We start from the raw sequence: 15,037 nt of genomic DNA, 5'->3' as shown, positions 1-15,037 counted from the left end.
ATGCGCTATCTGCTCGCCGCCACCGCCTTGCCCTTGTTCGCCGCCTTTCCGGTGCTGGCGCAAATTCCGGCGCCGGAACGGGCAGTTACCGATCCCAAAAGCCTGACCTCGCCGGTCAATCCCGACGCCCGCGCCGTGCCGCTCGCCGATATCGGGGCCTCGCGCAGCCTGTCGAGCGCGGCGTGGAGTGCCGACGGCAAACAGATCTTCGTCGCCACCAACCTCACCGGCCGCACCAATATCTGGCGCACCGACACCGCCGGCAGCTGGCCGGTGCAACTGACCCAGTCGGATGATGCCCAGACCGGCCTCGCCGCCTCGGCTGACGGACGCTACCTGCTGTTCCAGCAGGATGTCGGCGGCAATGAATATAGCGACATCTACCGCGTGCCGGTGAACGGCAGCGCGGTCGAAAATCTCACCAACACCCCCGACCGGCGCGAAAGCGACTTGCTGGTCGGCCCCAGCGGCGGGCTGGTCGCGCTCGTCACCAAGCACAAGACCCAGGGCCAGTCCAATGTCGCGGTGATGGACGGCGCGGGCAGGGTGCGCGACCTCACGCAGGAGGCCGACCCGCAGTTCGGCTGGTCACCGGTCGCCTGGATCGCGGATGGCAAGGCACTGATCGCCAACCGCATGCGGATCGATTCCAAGGTCAGCGAAATCTGGCGCATCGACGTCGCCAGCGGCAAGGCGGCGAAATTGCTCGGCAAGGCCGACACCGTCTATGCCGCGACCGATGCGACCGCCGACGGCAAATGGATCGCCGTCTCCACGGATGAAGGCAGCGGCCAGATTCATGGCGGCCTGCTCGAAGCCGCCACCGGCAAATGGCGCTGGCTCAAATCCACGCCCTGGGAACAGGTGCCGGCCAGCTTCACCCGCGACGGCAGGGCGCTCATCTTCCGTATCAACGCCGACGCGCGCAGTAGCCTCTATCGCTTCGACCTGGCGAGCGGCGCGGAAACACCGCTCGCCATCCCGCCGGGTGTCAATTATCTGGTCGGCAGCGAGCCGCGCTCGCCCGACGGCGCCATGCTGATGCTCAACCATTCGGGCGCCGACTCGCCGGCCAACCTCTATCTCTATGACCTCGCGGCCGGCACCGCGCGTCCCGCGACACTGCTCGCCATCGCCAGCCTCCAGCCCGCCGCGCTGCCCAAGTCCGATGTCGTCACCTACAAGAGCTTCGACGGTACGCTGATCAGCGCGATCGTGACCATGCCCGCTAATCTGAAGCGCGACGGCAGCAACCCCGCCATCGTCCTGCCCCATGGCGGTCCCACCGGTCAGGCGCAGGATGGTTACAGCCGCTACGCCACCGCCTTTGCCAGCCGCGGCTATGTCGTGATCCAGCCCAATTTCCGCGGCTCGACCGGCTATGGCAAGGCATTCCAGGACGGCAACGTCAAGGATCTGGGCGGCGCCGACCTCAAGGACACGGTCGCGGCCAAGCATTTCCTGGTCGATAGCGGCTATGTCGATGCCAAGCGGGTCGGCATCTTCGGCGGCAGTTATGGCGGCTTCATGACCCTGATGGCGATCGGCCGGGCGCCCGACGAGTTCGCCGCCGCCGTCCAGTGGTTCGGCATCATCAACTGGCGCACCATGTATCGCGATCAGGATGAGGAACTAAAGGCCTATCAGCGCAGCCTGCTGGGCACGCCCGACAGCGATCCCCAGGTCTATGACGCCGCCTCGCCGCTCACCTATATCCGCGCCGCCAGGGCGCCCCTGCTTACCATCCAGGGCGAAAACGACATTCGCGTGCCGCGCGGCCAGGCGCAGGAGGTGCATGATATCCTCAAGGCCAAGGGCAATGTGGTGGAAACGATCTTCTATCCGGCCGAGGGCCATGGCTTCCAGAAGAAGGAGAATCAGCTCGACTCGCTGACCCGCACCGTCGCCTGGTTCGATACCTATCTCAGGCCGTCGCCTGCCAGATAGGGCGCGCGCTGCAGGCTGGCGCCTAGCAGCGCCGGCCACAAGGCCAAAGCGCCCAGCGCGACCCCGCTCATCAGTGCCAGCGGCGCGGCGAACAAGGGCATCGCCAGCAGCAACACCATCCGCCCACGCAGCCCTGCCGTTGCCTGTGGCCCCAGCCATAGCGCAGCGAGCAGCGCCATCACGCAATCATAGTCGCTGACATAGAGCGACCCTGCCAGCACACCCAGTACCAGCAGCGCCTTGGCTCGCGCCGTCGGTCCCTCCCGGTGCCAGACCCGCAGCACCAGCAGGGCGACGGTCAGGCTGGCGATCGCCTGCGCGGCATAGGCCAGCGGGATCGGTGCGCCGACATGCCGGACCAGCACGAAGATGGACAGCATCCGGTGCCATGTGCCGTCGCCATATTCCAGGATCACGCTCTTGAGCAGACTGCCTTGTTGCACATAGGCGATCCAGGCATCGATCCCGAACAGCGGCAGGGTGATGAGGATCAGCGCCAGCGCCGTCCCGATGAACGCGGCCAGCGCCCAATATTGCCGCCCGGCGAGCAAGGCGAGCGGGGTCAGCCAGCCCAGTTGCGGCTTCACCACGAACAGGGCCAGGATCATGCCCGCCATCGCTGGCCGCTCGCGCAACAGGATCAGGCCCCAGCCGATTATGGCCGCCGTCCAGCAGCCATTCTGACCGCCCATCGCATTGATGAACACCGCCGGCACCGCCAGCGCGACCAGCAGCCACTGCGCCGGCGCCAGTTGCCAAACCGCCAGTCGCCGCACCGCCAGCGCGAAGGCGCCCCATCCCAGCAATTGCCAGGCGGCCCAGGCCAGCGGATAGGGCAGTAGGCCGAACGGGGCGGAGATCAGCCACATCACCGGCGGATAGCTGTAATGATAGAGGTCGATGGGCGCGCCGGCGATTCCGATCTCGAACGCATGGAAAGCGGCCAGATCATAGATGATGCCGGCCTGTCCCGTCACCGCCAGATGCGCGCCGGACCAGAAATTCAGGAAATCCTCGCCAAAGGGATGGCCGGCGCCATCGGTCATGCCCTGGCGTAGCTGCCGCGCCAGATAGGCCAGGAACAGTGTGCCCGCGACCACGCACCATATATGCGCAATCCGTCGCAACTGCGCGGTCGGGATCGATCCCATCCGGTCGTAAAGCCCCGCCATCATGCGGACTGCCTAGGATGAAAGAATGAAGATCGGATTAGGCTTAAGGGAGGGAGGCGCTAGCGGCCCGGCCGCTGAAAGTGGCCGGGCCTGAGAGCGAGGTCGTTGATTGGTAGCAAACGGGCCTCGGGTCGCCCCTCTTGCATGCGCCCTTGTCCGGGCCGTTCATAGGAAAAAACGGACATCGATAGCCGGCTGAACAATAGCGCCCGCGTGATGGCCAATGCGATGCGGGTCAGCCGACCCGCTTGAACAGCCAGCCGATACTGGAGCCGCCCGGCAGTGCTTCGCTCGTGACCACCAACTGCCTTGTGGGGTGGGGGCGGCCGTCGCCATCGACCCACAGGCTATCCTCGACGCTCAGCACGCCGGCGCCGGTCCGGAACTGCCACAGCGCGCCCAGCTCGATCCGCAGCAACGCGCCCTGGCTGTCGGCGGTCAGGGTCGGTTCCACGCCCGGCGCCAGATGGAAGCGCAGCTGCACCGGCCGCTTGACCGGCTTCTTGCCGCGCGTCGCCGGGGTCAGCATATCCTCGCCGCGCACTTCCTTGCCATCGCCGCTCATCATCAGCAGCCGGCGGTGGACATAGCCCATGCGGCGGACATAGCCGTCATGGCTCAGTTCCACGCGGCTGCCATTGTCCAGCTCCTGCCGGTTCAGCTCGACCTCGGTCACGCCCTTGCCCAGCGTGCCGTCGGGCATCAGCGCGGTCGAATTGCTGTCGTCCAGCACCAGCGTGCTGTGCGCCGCGGTGGAGCGCAGCGCCTGGGCCAGATCGCGCGGGATATAGGCGCCTTCCAGCGCTGCGCCGCCGCAATTGATCACCAGCCGCAGCCGCCCGTCGCTGATCTCGATCGCGCCGGTGGAGGCGCAGCCGGCTGCGGCCAGGCGTGCGACCGGCGGCGGCGCCGCATCGATCTGCACCACCGTATTGCCCGCGCTGATCCGCTGATAGCCCCAGTCGCGCGCCTGGCGCAGCGGCCGGGTCCGCACCCGGCTGGCCTGCACCAGCGCCTCGACCATGTCGGGGTCGACCGCGCCCGCGCCCTGCCAGTTGCCCAGCCCCCCATCGCCATGGGTCAGGCCCAGCAAGGCCGGCACCGCGCGGCTCAGCCCGTCGATCAGGAAGCCGGGCACCTGCTCGCGCCGCACCTCATAGACCGCGACCACCATCGCCAGCAGCATCACGCCTTCCAGCTGCGCCAGCGGCGACCGGGAAATGATGCCGCCATCGCCATGGAAGGCGCTGTCGATCGCGCGCTTCAGGCCCGCTTCGCCGAACAGCTTGCGCGGATTGCCGCCGGGCATCAGCATCGACGCCGCGACGATCCCGCCCCAGGCGACCAGGCGCGGCAGGCCCGGCGCGGCTTTGTCCGCGCTCTGGTCCAGATGGCGCGCGGTGCGGGCGATGCAGTTGAGCACCAGCGACCGATAGACCAGGTCGCTCGACGACAGGATCAGCGGCGCATGGGCGGTCCAGAACAGCAGCCGCCAGGCCGCATTGTCGGCGCGCCAGGCCGGGTCGCTCGGCGTTTCGGCATGGGCGGCCAGCCATTTGCGCATCAGCGCCTCGGCCACCGGCGCGCCCTGCTCGCGCGTCGCGGCGGTCGACAGGTCGCGCAGCCAGCGGAAGCTGTGCAGATAGTCGGTGAAGGCCGGGCCGACCGCCAATTTGCCGAAATCGATCGTGTCGATCGCCAGCTTCTGGCCCCGGAACAGGAAATAGCCGGCACGAATCGCCTGGCCGGCGCGCGGGTCGCCGGGCACGACATCGTCCGGCACCGCCAACAACTTGAGCGGATATTTGCCCTTCAGCCGCCGGCTGTGCAGCGGCGTCTTCCAGCTCAGCCGATAGAAATGATTGGCGATCCGCTCGGCCAGCGACAGACCCTTGTCATCCGCGACGCGGATGAGCCGCTTGCCCTGTTCGATGCCGTCGTCGGCCGGGTCATGACCGGCCTCGACCGCGACAGGGGAGGACTGGCGCCGCTGGTTCGTCACCCGCCCCGCAGCGTCCTGATATTGTCGGCATAGGCGGCCGGGCCGCCGCGGAAGGTCGCGGTGCCGGCGACCAGCACGTCGGCGCCCGCCGCGATCGCCTTGGGCGCGGTGTTGATGTCGATGCCGCCATCCACCTGCAGGCGGATGTCACGGCCGCTCTTCTCGATCATCTTGCGGCACGCCTCGATCTTGCGCAGCTGATTCTCGATGAAGCTCTGGCCGCCGAAACCGGGATTGACGCTCATCACCAGGATCAGGTCAATATCGTCGATCAGATAGTCCAGCATCTTGGCCGGGGTGCCGGGGTTCAGCACCACGCCGGCCTTCACGCCCAGCGACTTGATATGCTGCACGGTGCGGTGGATGTGTGGGCCGGCCTCGGGGTGGACGGTGATGATGTCGGCGCCGGCCTGGGCGAAGGCGTCGAGATACTGGTCCACCGGCGAGATCATCAGATGCACGTCGAACGGTTTTTTCGTGTGCGGGCGCAGCGCCTTCACCACGGCCGGACCGATGGTGATGTTGGGCACGAAATGGCCGTCCATCACGTCGATATGGATCCAGTCGCAACCGGCTTCGTCGATGGCGCGGACTTCCTCGCCCAGCCGTGCGAAATCGGCGGACAGGATGGACGGAGAGATGAGAATGGGATGGATCATTTGACCGCTCGCATTAGCCCTCCCTTGGGGCGAGGGCAACGCATGATTTGCGCGGTGCGGCGATGAGTCGCGTCAGGGGATGAAGAAGGTCGTGGGTTCCAGTCGGACCGGCGCGCCGACATCCTTCGGCAGCCATTGCTTGACCCCGTGCAGCGCCACCGTCTCGCCGTCCAGTAGCACCGGCGCGGCGATCAGCCGCATCGCGCAGTCGCTGCCGTCCGGGCGGCGAATGTCGACGTCCAGCGTGAAGCCGCGCTGGTGGCGGATGGCATAGGCGCGCAGCCGTTCCATCGCTTCGCGGCTGTCATGCGCATAGAGCGACACCGACAGTGGCCGGGGCACGATGCTGCCCGGCTCCAGCCCGAATATGTCATAGACGCCCTGGGTCCAGCTGATGCTGTTGTCGGCCAGATTGCAATGCCACAGGCCCAGCCCCCGGTCCGCCAGCGCCGCCTCATTCCCCGCAATATCCTGGTCCAGAACCACCGGCGCGAGATGCTCGCGCAGGTCGTAGAGTGGCCAGCTATGATGCAGGGGCAGGGGTTCGGTCGGACGCAAGACGGGCCTTTCCAGCGAAGGGCCTCACCTTAAGCCCCTCATGGTTAAGCCTTAGTTCCCGATGCGCACGATCCTTGCAACGAAAAAGCCGTCGGTGCCGCCCTGCTCCGCCAGCGTGTCGGGCAGGGTGCGCAGCCAGCCGTCGGCGCTGGGCGCCATGCCGTCGGGCAGTTCGCCTGCCTGCACTGGCCGGAGCTGAAAATCGGGGCGCACCGCCAGGAAGCGCGCCAGCTGCGCCTCGCCCTCGGCCTGTTCCAGCGAGCAGGTGGCGTAGATCAGCGTCCCGCCCGGCTTCACCCAGTCGGCGACACGGGCCAGCAGTTCGCCCTGCAGTTCGGCCAGTTCCGCGATCTGGCGCGGGCCGATGCGGTGCAGCACGTCGGGATGACGGCGATAGATGCCGGTGGCGGTGCAGGGCGCGTCGAGCAGCAGCGCATCGACCGGCGCCTCGGGTGCCCATTGGCGCAAATCCGCCTGCACGACATCGGCCGACAGGCCGGTGCGGGCCAGATTTTCGCTGAGCCGCTCCAGCCGCTTTTTCGACTGGTCGACCGCGGTCACGGTCCAGCCGGCGGCCGCCAGTTGCATCGTCTTGCCGCCCGGCGCTGCGCACAGGTCCAGCACGGTCCGGCCTTCGCCCGCACCGAGCAGTCGGGCCGGGCAGGAGGCGGCCAGATCCTGCACCCACCAGGCGCCCTCGGCAAAGCCGGGCAGGTCGGGCACGACCGCCCCCTCGGGCAGACGGACATGGCCGGGCGCAAAGCTGCTGCCGCCCAGCGCCTCGACCCATTTGCCGGTCTCGGCCGGATCGTGCAGGCTGACATCGACCGGCGGGCGCACGGCATAGGCATGGGCGGCGGCCAGCGGCATCGCCTCGCCCCATTGCCCGGTCCAGCGTTCGGCGACGTCGGCGGGCAGGGTGGGCGGCACGGGCAGGCTCGGCTCGGCGCGGGTCACCGTGCCGAACACGCCATGGACCAGTTTGCGCGGCCCGCCATCGACCAGCGGCAGTGCGGTGGCGATCGCCGCATGGGGCGCGGTGCCCAGCGCCAGCACCTGGATCAGCGCGATGCGCAGCACCATGCGCGCCTTGGCATCGTCGGGCAGGGGCTGCTTGGTGGCGCCGTCGATCAGCGCGTCGAGATCGGGCAAATGGCGCAGCGTCTCGGCGACGATGGCATGAACCAGTGCGCGGTCGGCCCGGTCGGCCAGCCCCTGGGTCGCGCCATGCAGCGCGATTTCCAGCGGATCGCCCCGACGCAAGACGGCGTCCAGCAGCTTCAGGGCCGCGCGGCGCGCGGGCAGGCCGGGGACATCATCGGCGCGCGGGGCACCGGAACGGGCGTTGGGACGACGGGACATCAGCGGCCCCTACGCGCTTTTGGCCCTGGGGTCATCTTCAAACGAAGCAGACGGCCGTGTAGATCGCTGCCGCAACCAGGGCGATGCTGGTGGCGACGCCGACCCACAGCGCCAACCAGTCCGACCGGCGCGGGCGCGGCACCATCCGCTTCGGTACGACCCGCAAGGAAGAGGGGATGCGTTTGCGACCCAGCGTAGCGATCGCGATCGTCCGCCGGCCGATCGCATGGAACAGGCGCGGCGTGTGGCGGGAAAAGATATAGTCGACGGCGATGTCGACGACCAGTCCGGCCGCCTCGCGCGCCACGAACCCGGCGGCGCGGAAGGCGATCTCGCCAATCTCGTCGACCGGCATCAGCGCCCGTGTGGATCAAGGGCGCTGCGCCGACGCTTGGGCGCTGCCACTGGCGACGCCACCGGAGAAAGGGCCGATGCGCGCGTCGAAGTTTGCGACGGCATAGTCATGGGCGGCGGGCCGTCCTTCTGCCCCATATCCTGCGCGATTTCCTCCAGCGCGGCGATACGCTTCTCGGTCGCCGGGTGGGTCGAGAACAACTCGCTCACATGCACCGGTACGATATAGAGCTGCGCAGCGGCGGGATTGCGCTCGGCCACCGGGTTGGGGATCAGCTCGGCCCGGCCGGAAATCTTGGCCAGGGCGGAGGCAAGTGCGCGCGGATTGCCGCTGATCTCCGCCCCTGCCTGGTCGGCGCCATATTCGCGGGTGCGGCTGATCGCCATCTGCACGATCATCGCGGCAAAGGGGGCGACGATCACCGCCAGCAAGGTCGCGATCATGTTGCTATGGCCATTCTCCTCATTGCCGCCGCGGAAGAAGAGGCCGAAATTGGCCAGCATCGAAATGGCACCGGCAATGGTCGCCACCATCGTCATGATGAGGGTATCGCGATTCTTCACATGGCCCAGTTCATGCGCCATCACGCCGGCCACCTCATCGCGGGTCAGCATGTTGAGCAGGCCGGTGGTCGCCGCGACGGCGGCATTTTCAGGATTGCGGCCGGTGGCAAAGGCGTTGGGCGCATCCTGGTCGATCACATAGACGCGCGGCATCGGCAGGCCGGCGCGCTGGCTCAGCGCCTGGACCAGGCCGTAAAATTCGGGCGCGCTCCGGGCATCCACCTCGCGCGCATTGTGCATGGACAGCACGATCTTGTCGGCATTCCAGAAGGTGAACAGGTTCATGCCCGCCGCCACCAGCAGGGCGATCACCGCGCCGCCGCTGCCGCCCAGCGTATAACCCAGCGCCATGAACAGCGCCGTCAGCGCCGACAACAGCATCACCGTGCGAAAACCACTCACTTGCACATCGCTCCTTTGCGGCCCAGATAGCGGGCCTTCTACTGAATATGGGGTTGCCGCGCGCGCTCCGCAATCGAAAGGCCCGACATGGGACATTTCAACGGCAAGCGCCCGGCGCATGTGAAGGCCCCCGAGCATCTCTCCAAGAGCCCGCCCGTGCCCCAGCCCGATCCGGTCGACCAGCAGCCGGTGCTGGACGAGGAACTCAGCCCGGTCCGCTATGGCGACTGGGAGCGCAAGGGCATCGCCATAGATTTCTGATTTGGCGACTTCCGATCGGCCACCGCTGAACGCAACTTGTTCGGCTTGCCGACGTTTCAGCACATATTCCGCTGGCCCGTGCCCGGCTAGCGGGCGAGCGCGACCCCATGCTCTGGCCTTTCCGGCCGGGTCTGCGCAGATTCAGGGGCATGAGGAGTATGCGGGGCGTGAGCGCGGAATTGGCGCAGGACGACAAGGTGACGAAGCCGGTTGCGGCCTATGCGCCGGAAGATGCGGCATTATTGTGCGGCATCGGACGATTGGTTTGTGCCTGGACGATGTTGGAGCACAGTCTGGAGGCGCGGCTGGCCGAATTGCGGGAAACCATGGGCGACGTGCGTACCGTGGGCGCCCGCACGCGGCCGACCATGACGAAGCTGATGACCGAGTTACGCACCACCGTCGCGATGCGGGATCGTCGCAATGCGGCCGCATTGACCGAGATTGCAGAGGTCGAACGCGATCTCCAGCGTATCGACCGGTTTCGCTCCTTGATCATCGGCGGCTTTCAGCAACCGGCGCCCGACGGCTTTCTCTGCCGCGACCTACGTAATAATGCTCAGCATGTCAGTCTGGAACATTTGGACGAAGAAATCGCTGCGCTTGAACAAGTGGCGCAGCGTCTGCTGAATATCTGACAGATAAAAGACAAGTAGTCGCACCACTTGACCTTTTCCTCCCGGTTCGCGATCCCCAGCGGACCGGTATCCATCGAGAACGGAGTCCCATGTCGAACAAGCCGATTCGCAAAGCCGTCTTTCCTGTCGCCGGACTTGGCACGCGCTTTCTGCCCGCCACCAAGTCGGTGCCCAAGGAATTGCTGCCCGTGGTCGACCGTCCGTTGATCCAATATGCCGTGGATGAAGCGCGCGAGGCCGGGATCGAGCAGATGATCTTCGTCACCGGACGCGGCAAGGGCGCGATCGAGGATTATTTCGACATCGCCTTCGAATGCGAGATCACCCAGCGCGAGCGCGGCAAGGATCTTTCGGCGCTCGAAGGGACGCGCCTAGCGCCCGGCGACGCGGTGTTCCTGCGCCAGCAGGAGCCGCTGGGCCTGGGCCACGCCATCTGGTGTGCCCGCGACATCGTCGGCGACGAGCCGTTCGCCATCATCCTGCCCGACGAGTTCATGAAGGGTGCGCCCGGCAATGGCTGCATGAAGCAGATGGTCGAGGCCTATGAAAAGGTCGATGGCAATCTGGTCTGCGCGCTCGAAATCCCGATGGACCAGACGCCCAGCTATGGCGTGATCGATCCGGGCGCGCGCGACGGTGCCCTGACCGAAGTGAAGGGTCTGGTGGAAAAGCCCAAGCTCGGCACCGCCCCCTCCAACCTCATCCTGCCCGGCCGCTATATCCTGCAGCCCGACGTCATGACGATCCTGGAAACCCAGGAAAAGGGCGCGGGCGGCGAGATCCAGCTGACCGATGCCATGGCCTCGCTGATCGGCAAGCAGCCCTTCCACGGTGTCACCTTCGACGGTCGCCGTTTCGACTGCGGCTCCAAGGCCGGCTATATCGAGGCGAACCTCGCCCTGGCGCTGGAGCGCGAGGATATCGGCGCCCATATTCGCGACTTCGCGAAGGCCGAACTGGCCAACTAAGTTTCGATCCGCAGGGGTGGCCGCTGGTCGCCCCTGTTGCCCGTCAGAGCAGGCGGACGGCCTGCGCCAGCAAAATCCCGATGCCCGACAGGGTGATGGCGCCACCGATTGCCAGCTGCAGCGGGTGGACTATCTGTCGGATTGGCACACCGATGGCAGCTTCAATTTTGCTCATGCAAATCATTATCGCATAATGCGAGCGGAGAGTCACATCCATCTCTCCACTCACACTGATGCAGCGGATCGATCATCATTCGTGATTAAAAGTAACGAATGATCGGAATGGCCGCTCTAAAATCAGTAACGCAATAATGGGCTCAAACTGTCAGCTTCGCTGTCAACTTTGCACGGCTGGCGACACATAACCGGCGTCGTGAACGAACGGCATCGCCGCATCGTTCACCAGCGCCGTCAGGATCGCGGCAAAGTCCGTCGCGCAGCGAAACCCCATCTGGCGCTGCGCCAATCCCGCGTCATAGACCCGGCCGATCGACGCTGGCAGTTGCCAGCCACGTCGGGCATATAGCTCTGCAGCTTCGGGAAAATGGCGCGCGATCACTGCCGCCGCATCGCGCTTCAGTTCCTTGGCTTCCGCCCGAACGAACGGCGTTGGCGCGGAAACCAGATAGGTTTCGCAACGCGCTGGCGGCGTCCGTTCCAGCGCAACCAGATGCGCCCGCGCCGCATCCTCGACCGTCAGCCGGCGATGGAGAAATTCATTGGCCTTCAGATTCAGCCCCGACAGGCTGGCGTCCGTGTCGTCATCCTCCGGGAAGAAGCGGGCGGTGCGCAGGATGGTACAGCCGATGCCGCACTCCAGTTGCTGCACCCGGCACAGCCCCTCGGCCGCCAGCTTGGTCACGCCATAGATGTTGCGCGGCTCCAACGGACCGCTCTGCTCGTCGAGCCACACTGCCGCATCGCCAGCTTCGTCGCGCACCGCCTGGCTGATCATCAGCGATGTGGTGGATGTCATGACGAAGCGGTCATGCCCCGCCGCGACCGCTGCTTCCAGCAGGTTGCGCGTGCCGGTGACATTGACGTCGATGAAGGCCTGGGCGGGGTAGCGGGCGATGTCCGGCTTGTGCAGCGCGCCGCCATGGATCACCGCCTCGATCCCGCGTTCGGCAAAGACGCGCTCGATCAGCGCCCGGTCGGCGACCGATCCGATGATGTCGGTGCCCCGGCCTGACGCGACGTCCAGGCCGGTCACTGCATGTCCCGCCGCGCGCAGCATCGGCGCCAAGAAACGGCCCAGCCAGCCCGACGATCCGGTCAGCAGGACATGCATGTCAGGTCAATCCCTGTGGAAAGGACCGATCAGAACGGGACTTCGTCGTCCAGGTCGTTGTCGAAGTTCGGGCCGCCCTGACCGCCGCCCGAGGCGCGTCCGCCGCCGAAGCCGCCACCCTGGTTGCCGCCGCCCGACGAGCGCCCGCCACCAAAGCCGCCGCCACTGTTGCCGCCGCCGAAATCGTCATAATCGCCGCCGCCAAAGCCGCCGCTGCTCGCGCCCCAATCGCTGACGCCCTGGTTGCCGCCGCCCGAGGAGCGCCCACCGCCATAGCCACCGCCCTGGCCGCCACCGCCGCCAGGCGCGCCGTCCAGCATGGTCAGCACCGCGCCGGGGCCCGACAGGGCGACCTCGGTGGTGTAGCGGTCATTGCCATTATTGTCCTGCCACTTGCGGGTGCGCAGCTGGCCCTCGATGTAGATCTTCGATCCCTTGCGCAGGAAGCGCTCGGCGACGCCCACCAGGCCTTCGGAATTGATGACGACGCTATGCCATTCGGTGCGCTCCTTGCGCTCCCCCGACATGCGGTCCTTCCAGCTTTCCGAGGTCGCGATCCGCAGGTTGCAGATCTTGCCGCCATTCTGGAAGCTCTTCACTTCCGGGTCGGCCCCCAGATTCCCAATGAGAATGACCTTGTTGACCGAGCCTGCCATGATTCCTCCGAAAGCACTAAAGGCGCCGTTATAGAAGCCTCGAAGAACAAAGCTAGGCCAAAGGCCAGCTTGGGATCATCCGAGTCCCATCGCGACCGCCGCCCAATATGTCACGCCCGCCGCGGCGTAGGCCAGCACGAACAGGTAACCAATCATGAACAATGGCCATTTCCAGCCATTGGTCTCGCGCCTTGTGACAGCGATGGTCGAAATGCACTGCGGCGCGAACACGAACCAGGCCAGGAAGGCGAGGGCTGTGGCCAGGCTCCAGCGGCCGGCCAGCCGGTCGCCCAGTCCCTGTTCCAGCGCCTCGGCATCATCCTCGGCATCGATCGCATAGACGGTGGCGATGGCGGAGACGGCGACTTCGCGCGCCGCCATGCTGGGCAGCAGGGCCAGCGAAATGTCGCGGTTGAAGCCGATCGGCTCGACCAGCACGTTGATGCCGCCCGCGATCCGCCCGGCGATCGAATATTCGCTCTGCTTCACGCCCTCGGGCGCATGAGGGAAGCTGGCCAGCACCCACAGCACGATATTGGTGGCCAGGATGATGGTGCCGGCGCGCTTCAGGAAGATGACGCCGCGCTGCCACAGGCCGATCAGGATATCCTGCGGCCGGGGCCACTGATATTTCGGCATTTCCATCAGGAACCCGCCGCTGCGGCCCTTGGCCACGGTCAGGCGCAGTGCCCAGGCGGCCAGCATGGCACCGACGATGCCGGCGACATAGAGCAGGAACAGCACCAGCCCCTGGAGGCCGATGCCCGGCCCCACGCTGCGCGCCGGAATGAAGGCGGCGATGATCAGGCCATAGACCGGCAGTCGCGCCGAACAGGTCATCAGCGGCGCGATCAGGATCGTGGTCAGCCGGTCCTTGGGGTCGCTGATCGTGCGCGTCGCCATGATTCCCGGCACGGCGCAGGCGAAGGAGGAGAGGAGGGGGATGAAGGCCCGGCCCGACAGGCCGACCTTGGCCATGATGCCGTCCATCAGGAAGGCGGCACGGGCCATATAGCCGGTCGCCTCCAGCATCAGGATGAAGAAGAAGAGGATCAGGATCTGCGGCAGGAACACGATCACCGCGCCGACGCCGCCGACCACGCCCTGCAGCAGGAAGTCGTGGATGATGCCAGGCGGCAAAGTGTTGGTCACCGCCTCACCCAGCGCCGTGACCCAGCCTTCCAGCATGTCGGCGGGCACCGATGCCCAGGAAAAGACCGCCTGGAACATCACGAACAACAGACCCAGCAGCAGGGCGAGGCCCAGGACCGGGTGCAACGCGACCCGGTCGACCGCCGCCGTCAGCCGGCGCGACGGGGTTTCGCGCACGATCGCAGCGCGGGCGATGCGCCGGGCCTCGCGGCGCACGGCGTCGAAATCGGGTTCACCGGCGGAGGCGCGCAACATGCCCGTCTGCGCGCCGAGCAGCGTTTCCAGCTCGGTCTTGAGATGATCCAGGCCGCGCTTGCGCACCGCCACGGTGGACACCACCGGCACGCCCAGTTCGCGCGCCAGCACATTGGCGTCCAGTTCCAGCCCGTCGCGGGTGGCCAGATCGACCATGTTGAGTGCGACGACGGTGGGCAGGCCCAGCGCGATCAGCTCCAGCGCAAAGCGCAGATGATTGTCGAGGTTTGACGCGTCGACCACGATCACCAGCGCGTCGGGCAGCTTCTCGCCAGCCTGCTTGCCCAGCACGAAGTCGCGCGTCACCTGTTCGTCGGGGCTGGCCGGCGACAGGCTGTAGGTGCCGGGCAGGTCGACCAGTTCGACTGGCCGCCCGTCGGCCAGTGACAGCCGGCCCGCCTTGCGCTCCACCGTGACGCCCGGATAATTGCCCAGCTTCTGCCGCGCGCCGGTCAGCGCGTTGAACAGGGCGCTCTTGCCCGCATTGGGATTGCCGACCAGCGCGACAAGGGGAAGGCCGCTCATGCCTGCGCCTCCTGCGGGCCGGTGCTGACCTCCACGGCGGCGGCATGGTTGCGGCGCATCGCCACCGTCATGCGCCCGATCTTCACCGCCAGCGGTCCACGACCCAGCAGGCCGCCATGATGCAGCGCCTCGACGCTGGCGCCTTCGCACAGGCCGAACTCGCGCAGGCGCTGTCCTTCCACGGACGACAGCGATTCCCAGTCGATGGTTTCAACAAAAGCGGGTTGGCGCAGGGGCAGATCGGTCAGGCGCAAGGAGGATGGACTCTTAA

16 protein-coding genes are annotated in these 15,037 nt (G+C 66.6%); 4 read left to right on the top strand and 12 right to left on the bottom strand.

The features are described 5' to 3' along the window. Nucleotides 1-1,947 carry a S9 family peptidase gene (locus DIZ22_RS15645; RefSeq protein ID WP_122928392.1) on the top strand — a complete coding sequence of 649 codons (1,947 nt, stop codon included), beginning with the start codon at nucleotides 1-3 and terminating at the stop codon, nucleotides 1,945-1,947. Here the strand turns inward: DIZ22_RS15645 and DIZ22_RS15640 are convergent. The 7 genes from DIZ22_RS15640 to htpX all read right to left on the bottom strand — a co-directional run bounded on the left by DIZ22_RS15640 (nucleotide 1,920) and on the right by htpX (nucleotide 9,020). Beyond that, nucleotides 1,920-3,122, bottom strand: a complete 1,203-nt coding sequence (locus DIZ22_RS15640; RefSeq protein WP_048938130.1) for a glycosyltransferase family 87 protein — start codon at nucleotides 3,120-3,122, stop codon at nucleotides 1,920-1,922. The genes DIZ22_RS15645 and DIZ22_RS15640 overlap by 28 nt on opposite strands. A gap of 232 nt (nucleotides 3,123-3,354) precedes the next feature. Then, nucleotides 3,355-5,121 (bottom strand): heparinase II/III family protein, encoded by a 1,767-nt coding sequence (locus DIZ22_RS15635; RefSeq protein WP_122928391.1) that lies wholly within the window; start codon nucleotides 5,119-5,121, stop codon nucleotides 3,355-3,357. After that, nucleotides 5,118-5,780, bottom strand: a complete 663-nt coding sequence (rpe, locus tag DIZ22_RS15630; RefSeq protein WP_122928390.1) for a ribulose-phosphate 3-epimerase — start codon at nucleotides 5,778-5,780, stop codon at nucleotides 5,118-5,120. The genes DIZ22_RS15635 and rpe overlap by 4 nt, the downstream gene beginning before the upstream one ends. Before the next feature lie 72 nt (nucleotides 5,781-5,852). Further along, nucleotides 5,853-6,338: a hypothetical protein gene (locus DIZ22_RS15625; RefSeq protein WP_004208871.1), complete on the bottom strand. Its 486-nt coding sequence runs from the start codon at nucleotides 6,336-6,338 to the stop codon at nucleotides 5,853-5,855. A gap of 51 nt (nucleotides 6,339-6,389) precedes the next feature. Continuing rightward, a complete protein-coding gene (locus tag DIZ22_RS15620; RefSeq protein WP_048938128.1) occupies nucleotides 6,390-7,700 on the bottom strand; it encodes a transcription antitermination factor NusB in 1,311 nt (436 codons plus the stop codon). Between the two features lie 37 nt (nucleotides 7,701-7,737). Further along, a complete protein-coding gene (locus tag DIZ22_RS15615; RefSeq protein ID WP_048938127.1) occupies nucleotides 7,738-8,055 on the bottom strand; it encodes a hypothetical protein in 318 nt (105 codons plus the stop codon). Then, nucleotides 8,055-9,020 (bottom strand): zinc metalloprotease HtpX, encoded by a 966-nt coding sequence (htpX, locus tag DIZ22_RS15610; protein WP_170978380.1) that lies wholly within the window; start codon nucleotides 9,018-9,020, stop codon nucleotides 8,055-8,057. Before htpX ends, DIZ22_RS15615 begins: the two co-directional genes overlap by 1 nt. 87 nt (nucleotides 9,021-9,107) lie before the next feature. On the opposite strand from htpX, the gene DIZ22_RS15605 reads away from it, so the two are divergent. From DIZ22_RS15605 to DIZ22_RS15595, 3 genes are all read left to right on the top strand, one after another. Then, entirely contained in the window at nucleotides 9,108-9,281 is a 174-nt protein-coding gene (locus DIZ22_RS15605; RefSeq protein ID WP_010338697.1) for a DUF1674 domain-containing protein, read from the top strand. A 158-nt stretch (nucleotides 9,282-9,439) separates the two neighbouring features. Further along, on the top strand, nucleotides 9,440-9,919 hold the full coding sequence (locus tag DIZ22_RS15600; RefSeq protein WP_048938125.1) for a hypothetical protein: 480 nt from the start codon (nucleotides 9,440-9,442) through the stop codon (nucleotides 9,917-9,919). Nucleotides 9,920-10,008: 89 nt separating this feature from the next. Continuing rightward, entirely contained in the window at nucleotides 10,009-10,887 is an 879-nt protein-coding gene (locus tag DIZ22_RS15595; RefSeq protein ID WP_048938124.1) for a UTP--glucose-1-phosphate uridylyltransferase, read from the top strand. Between the two features lie 43 nt (nucleotides 10,888-10,930). On the opposite strand, the gene DIZ22_RS22405 is transcribed toward DIZ22_RS15595, so the two are convergent. From DIZ22_RS22405 to DIZ22_RS15575, 5 genes are all read right to left on the bottom strand, one after another. After that, nucleotides 10,931-11,062 carry a hypothetical protein gene (locus tag DIZ22_RS22405; RefSeq protein ID WP_268934311.1) on the bottom strand — a complete coding sequence of 44 codons (132 nt, stop codon included), beginning with the start codon at nucleotides 11,060-11,062 and terminating at the stop codon, nucleotides 10,931-10,933. 162 nt (nucleotides 11,063-11,224) lie between these two features. Then, nucleotides 11,225-12,178 carry an NAD(P)-dependent oxidoreductase gene (locus DIZ22_RS15590; protein WP_048938123.1) on the bottom strand — a complete coding sequence of 318 codons (954 nt, stop codon included), beginning with the start codon at nucleotides 12,176-12,178 and terminating at the stop codon, nucleotides 11,225-11,227. A 29-nt stretch (nucleotides 12,179-12,207) separates the two neighbouring features. Beyond that, entirely contained in the window at nucleotides 12,208-12,834 is a 627-nt protein-coding gene (ssb, locus tag DIZ22_RS15585; protein ID WP_048938122.1) for a single-stranded DNA-binding protein, read from the bottom strand. Nucleotides 12,835-12,909: 75 nt separating this feature from the next. Then, nucleotides 12,910-14,766 carry a ferrous iron transporter B gene (locus DIZ22_RS15580; protein ID WP_048938121.1) on the bottom strand — a complete coding sequence of 619 codons (1,857 nt, stop codon included), beginning with the start codon at nucleotides 14,764-14,766 and terminating at the stop codon, nucleotides 12,910-12,912. After that, nucleotides 14,763-15,020 carry a FeoA family protein gene (locus DIZ22_RS15575; RefSeq protein WP_017501101.1) on the bottom strand — a complete coding sequence of 86 codons (258 nt, stop codon included), beginning with the start codon at nucleotides 15,018-15,020 and terminating at the stop codon, nucleotides 14,763-14,765. Before DIZ22_RS15575 ends, DIZ22_RS15580 begins: the two co-directional genes overlap by 4 nt. Between the last annotated feature and the right edge of the window lie 17 nt (nucleotides 15,021-15,037).

Origin of the sequence: Sphingobium sp. LF-16 (assembly GCF_003711185.1) — a bacterium.
GTDB lineage: Bacteria > Pseudomonadota > Alphaproteobacteria > Sphingomonadales > Sphingomonadaceae > Sphingobium > Sphingobium yanoikuyae_A.
This window is presented reverse-complemented; position numbering and strand designations above follow the sequence as displayed.

Bases quoted from the DNA above. Each gene is read 5' to 3' on its own strand.
- DIZ22_RS15645 (WP_122928392.1), top strand. From the start codon at position 1: ATGCGCTATCTGCTCGCCGCCACCGCCTTGCCCTTGTTCGCCGCCTTT.
- DIZ22_RS15640 (WP_048938130.1), bottom strand. From the start codon at position 3,122: ATGATGGCGGGGCTTTACGACCGGATGGGATCGATCCCGACCGCGCAG.
- rpe (WP_122928390.1), bottom strand. From the start codon at position 5,780: ATGATCCATCCCATTCTCATCTCTCCGTCCATCCTGTCCGCCGATTTC.
- DIZ22_RS15620 (WP_048938128.1), bottom strand. From the start codon at position 7,700: ATGTCCCGTCGTCCCAACGCCCGTTCCGGTGCCCCGCGCGCCGATGAT.
- DIZ22_RS15615 (WP_048938127.1), bottom strand. From the start codon at position 8,055: ATGCCGGTCGACGAGATTGGCGAGATCGCCTTCCGCGCCGCCGGGTTC.
- DIZ22_RS15605 (WP_010338697.1), top strand. From the start codon at position 9,108: ATGGGACATTTCAACGGCAAGCGCCCGGCGCATGTGAAGGCCCCCGAG.
- DIZ22_RS15600 (WP_048938125.1), top strand. From the start codon at position 9,440: ATGCGGGGCGTGAGCGCGGAATTGGCGCAGGACGACAAGGTGACGAAG.
- DIZ22_RS15595 (WP_048938124.1), top strand. From the start codon at position 10,009: ATGTCGAACAAGCCGATTCGCAAAGCCGTCTTTCCTGTCGCCGGACTT.
- DIZ22_RS22405 (WP_268934311.1), bottom strand. From the start codon at position 11,062: ATGAGCAAAATTGAAGCTGCCATCGGTGTGCCAATCCGACAGATAGTC.
- DIZ22_RS15590 (WP_048938123.1), bottom strand. From the start codon at position 12,178: ATGCATGTCCTGCTGACCGGATCGTCGGGCTGGCTGGGCCGTTTCTTG.
- ssb (WP_048938122.1), bottom strand. From the start codon at position 12,834: ATGGCAGGCTCGGTCAACAAGGTCATTCTCATTGGGAATCTGGGGGCC.
- DIZ22_RS15580 (WP_048938121.1), bottom strand. From the start codon at position 14,766: ATGAGCGGCCTTCCCCTTGTCGCGCTGGTCGGCAATCCCAATGCGGGC.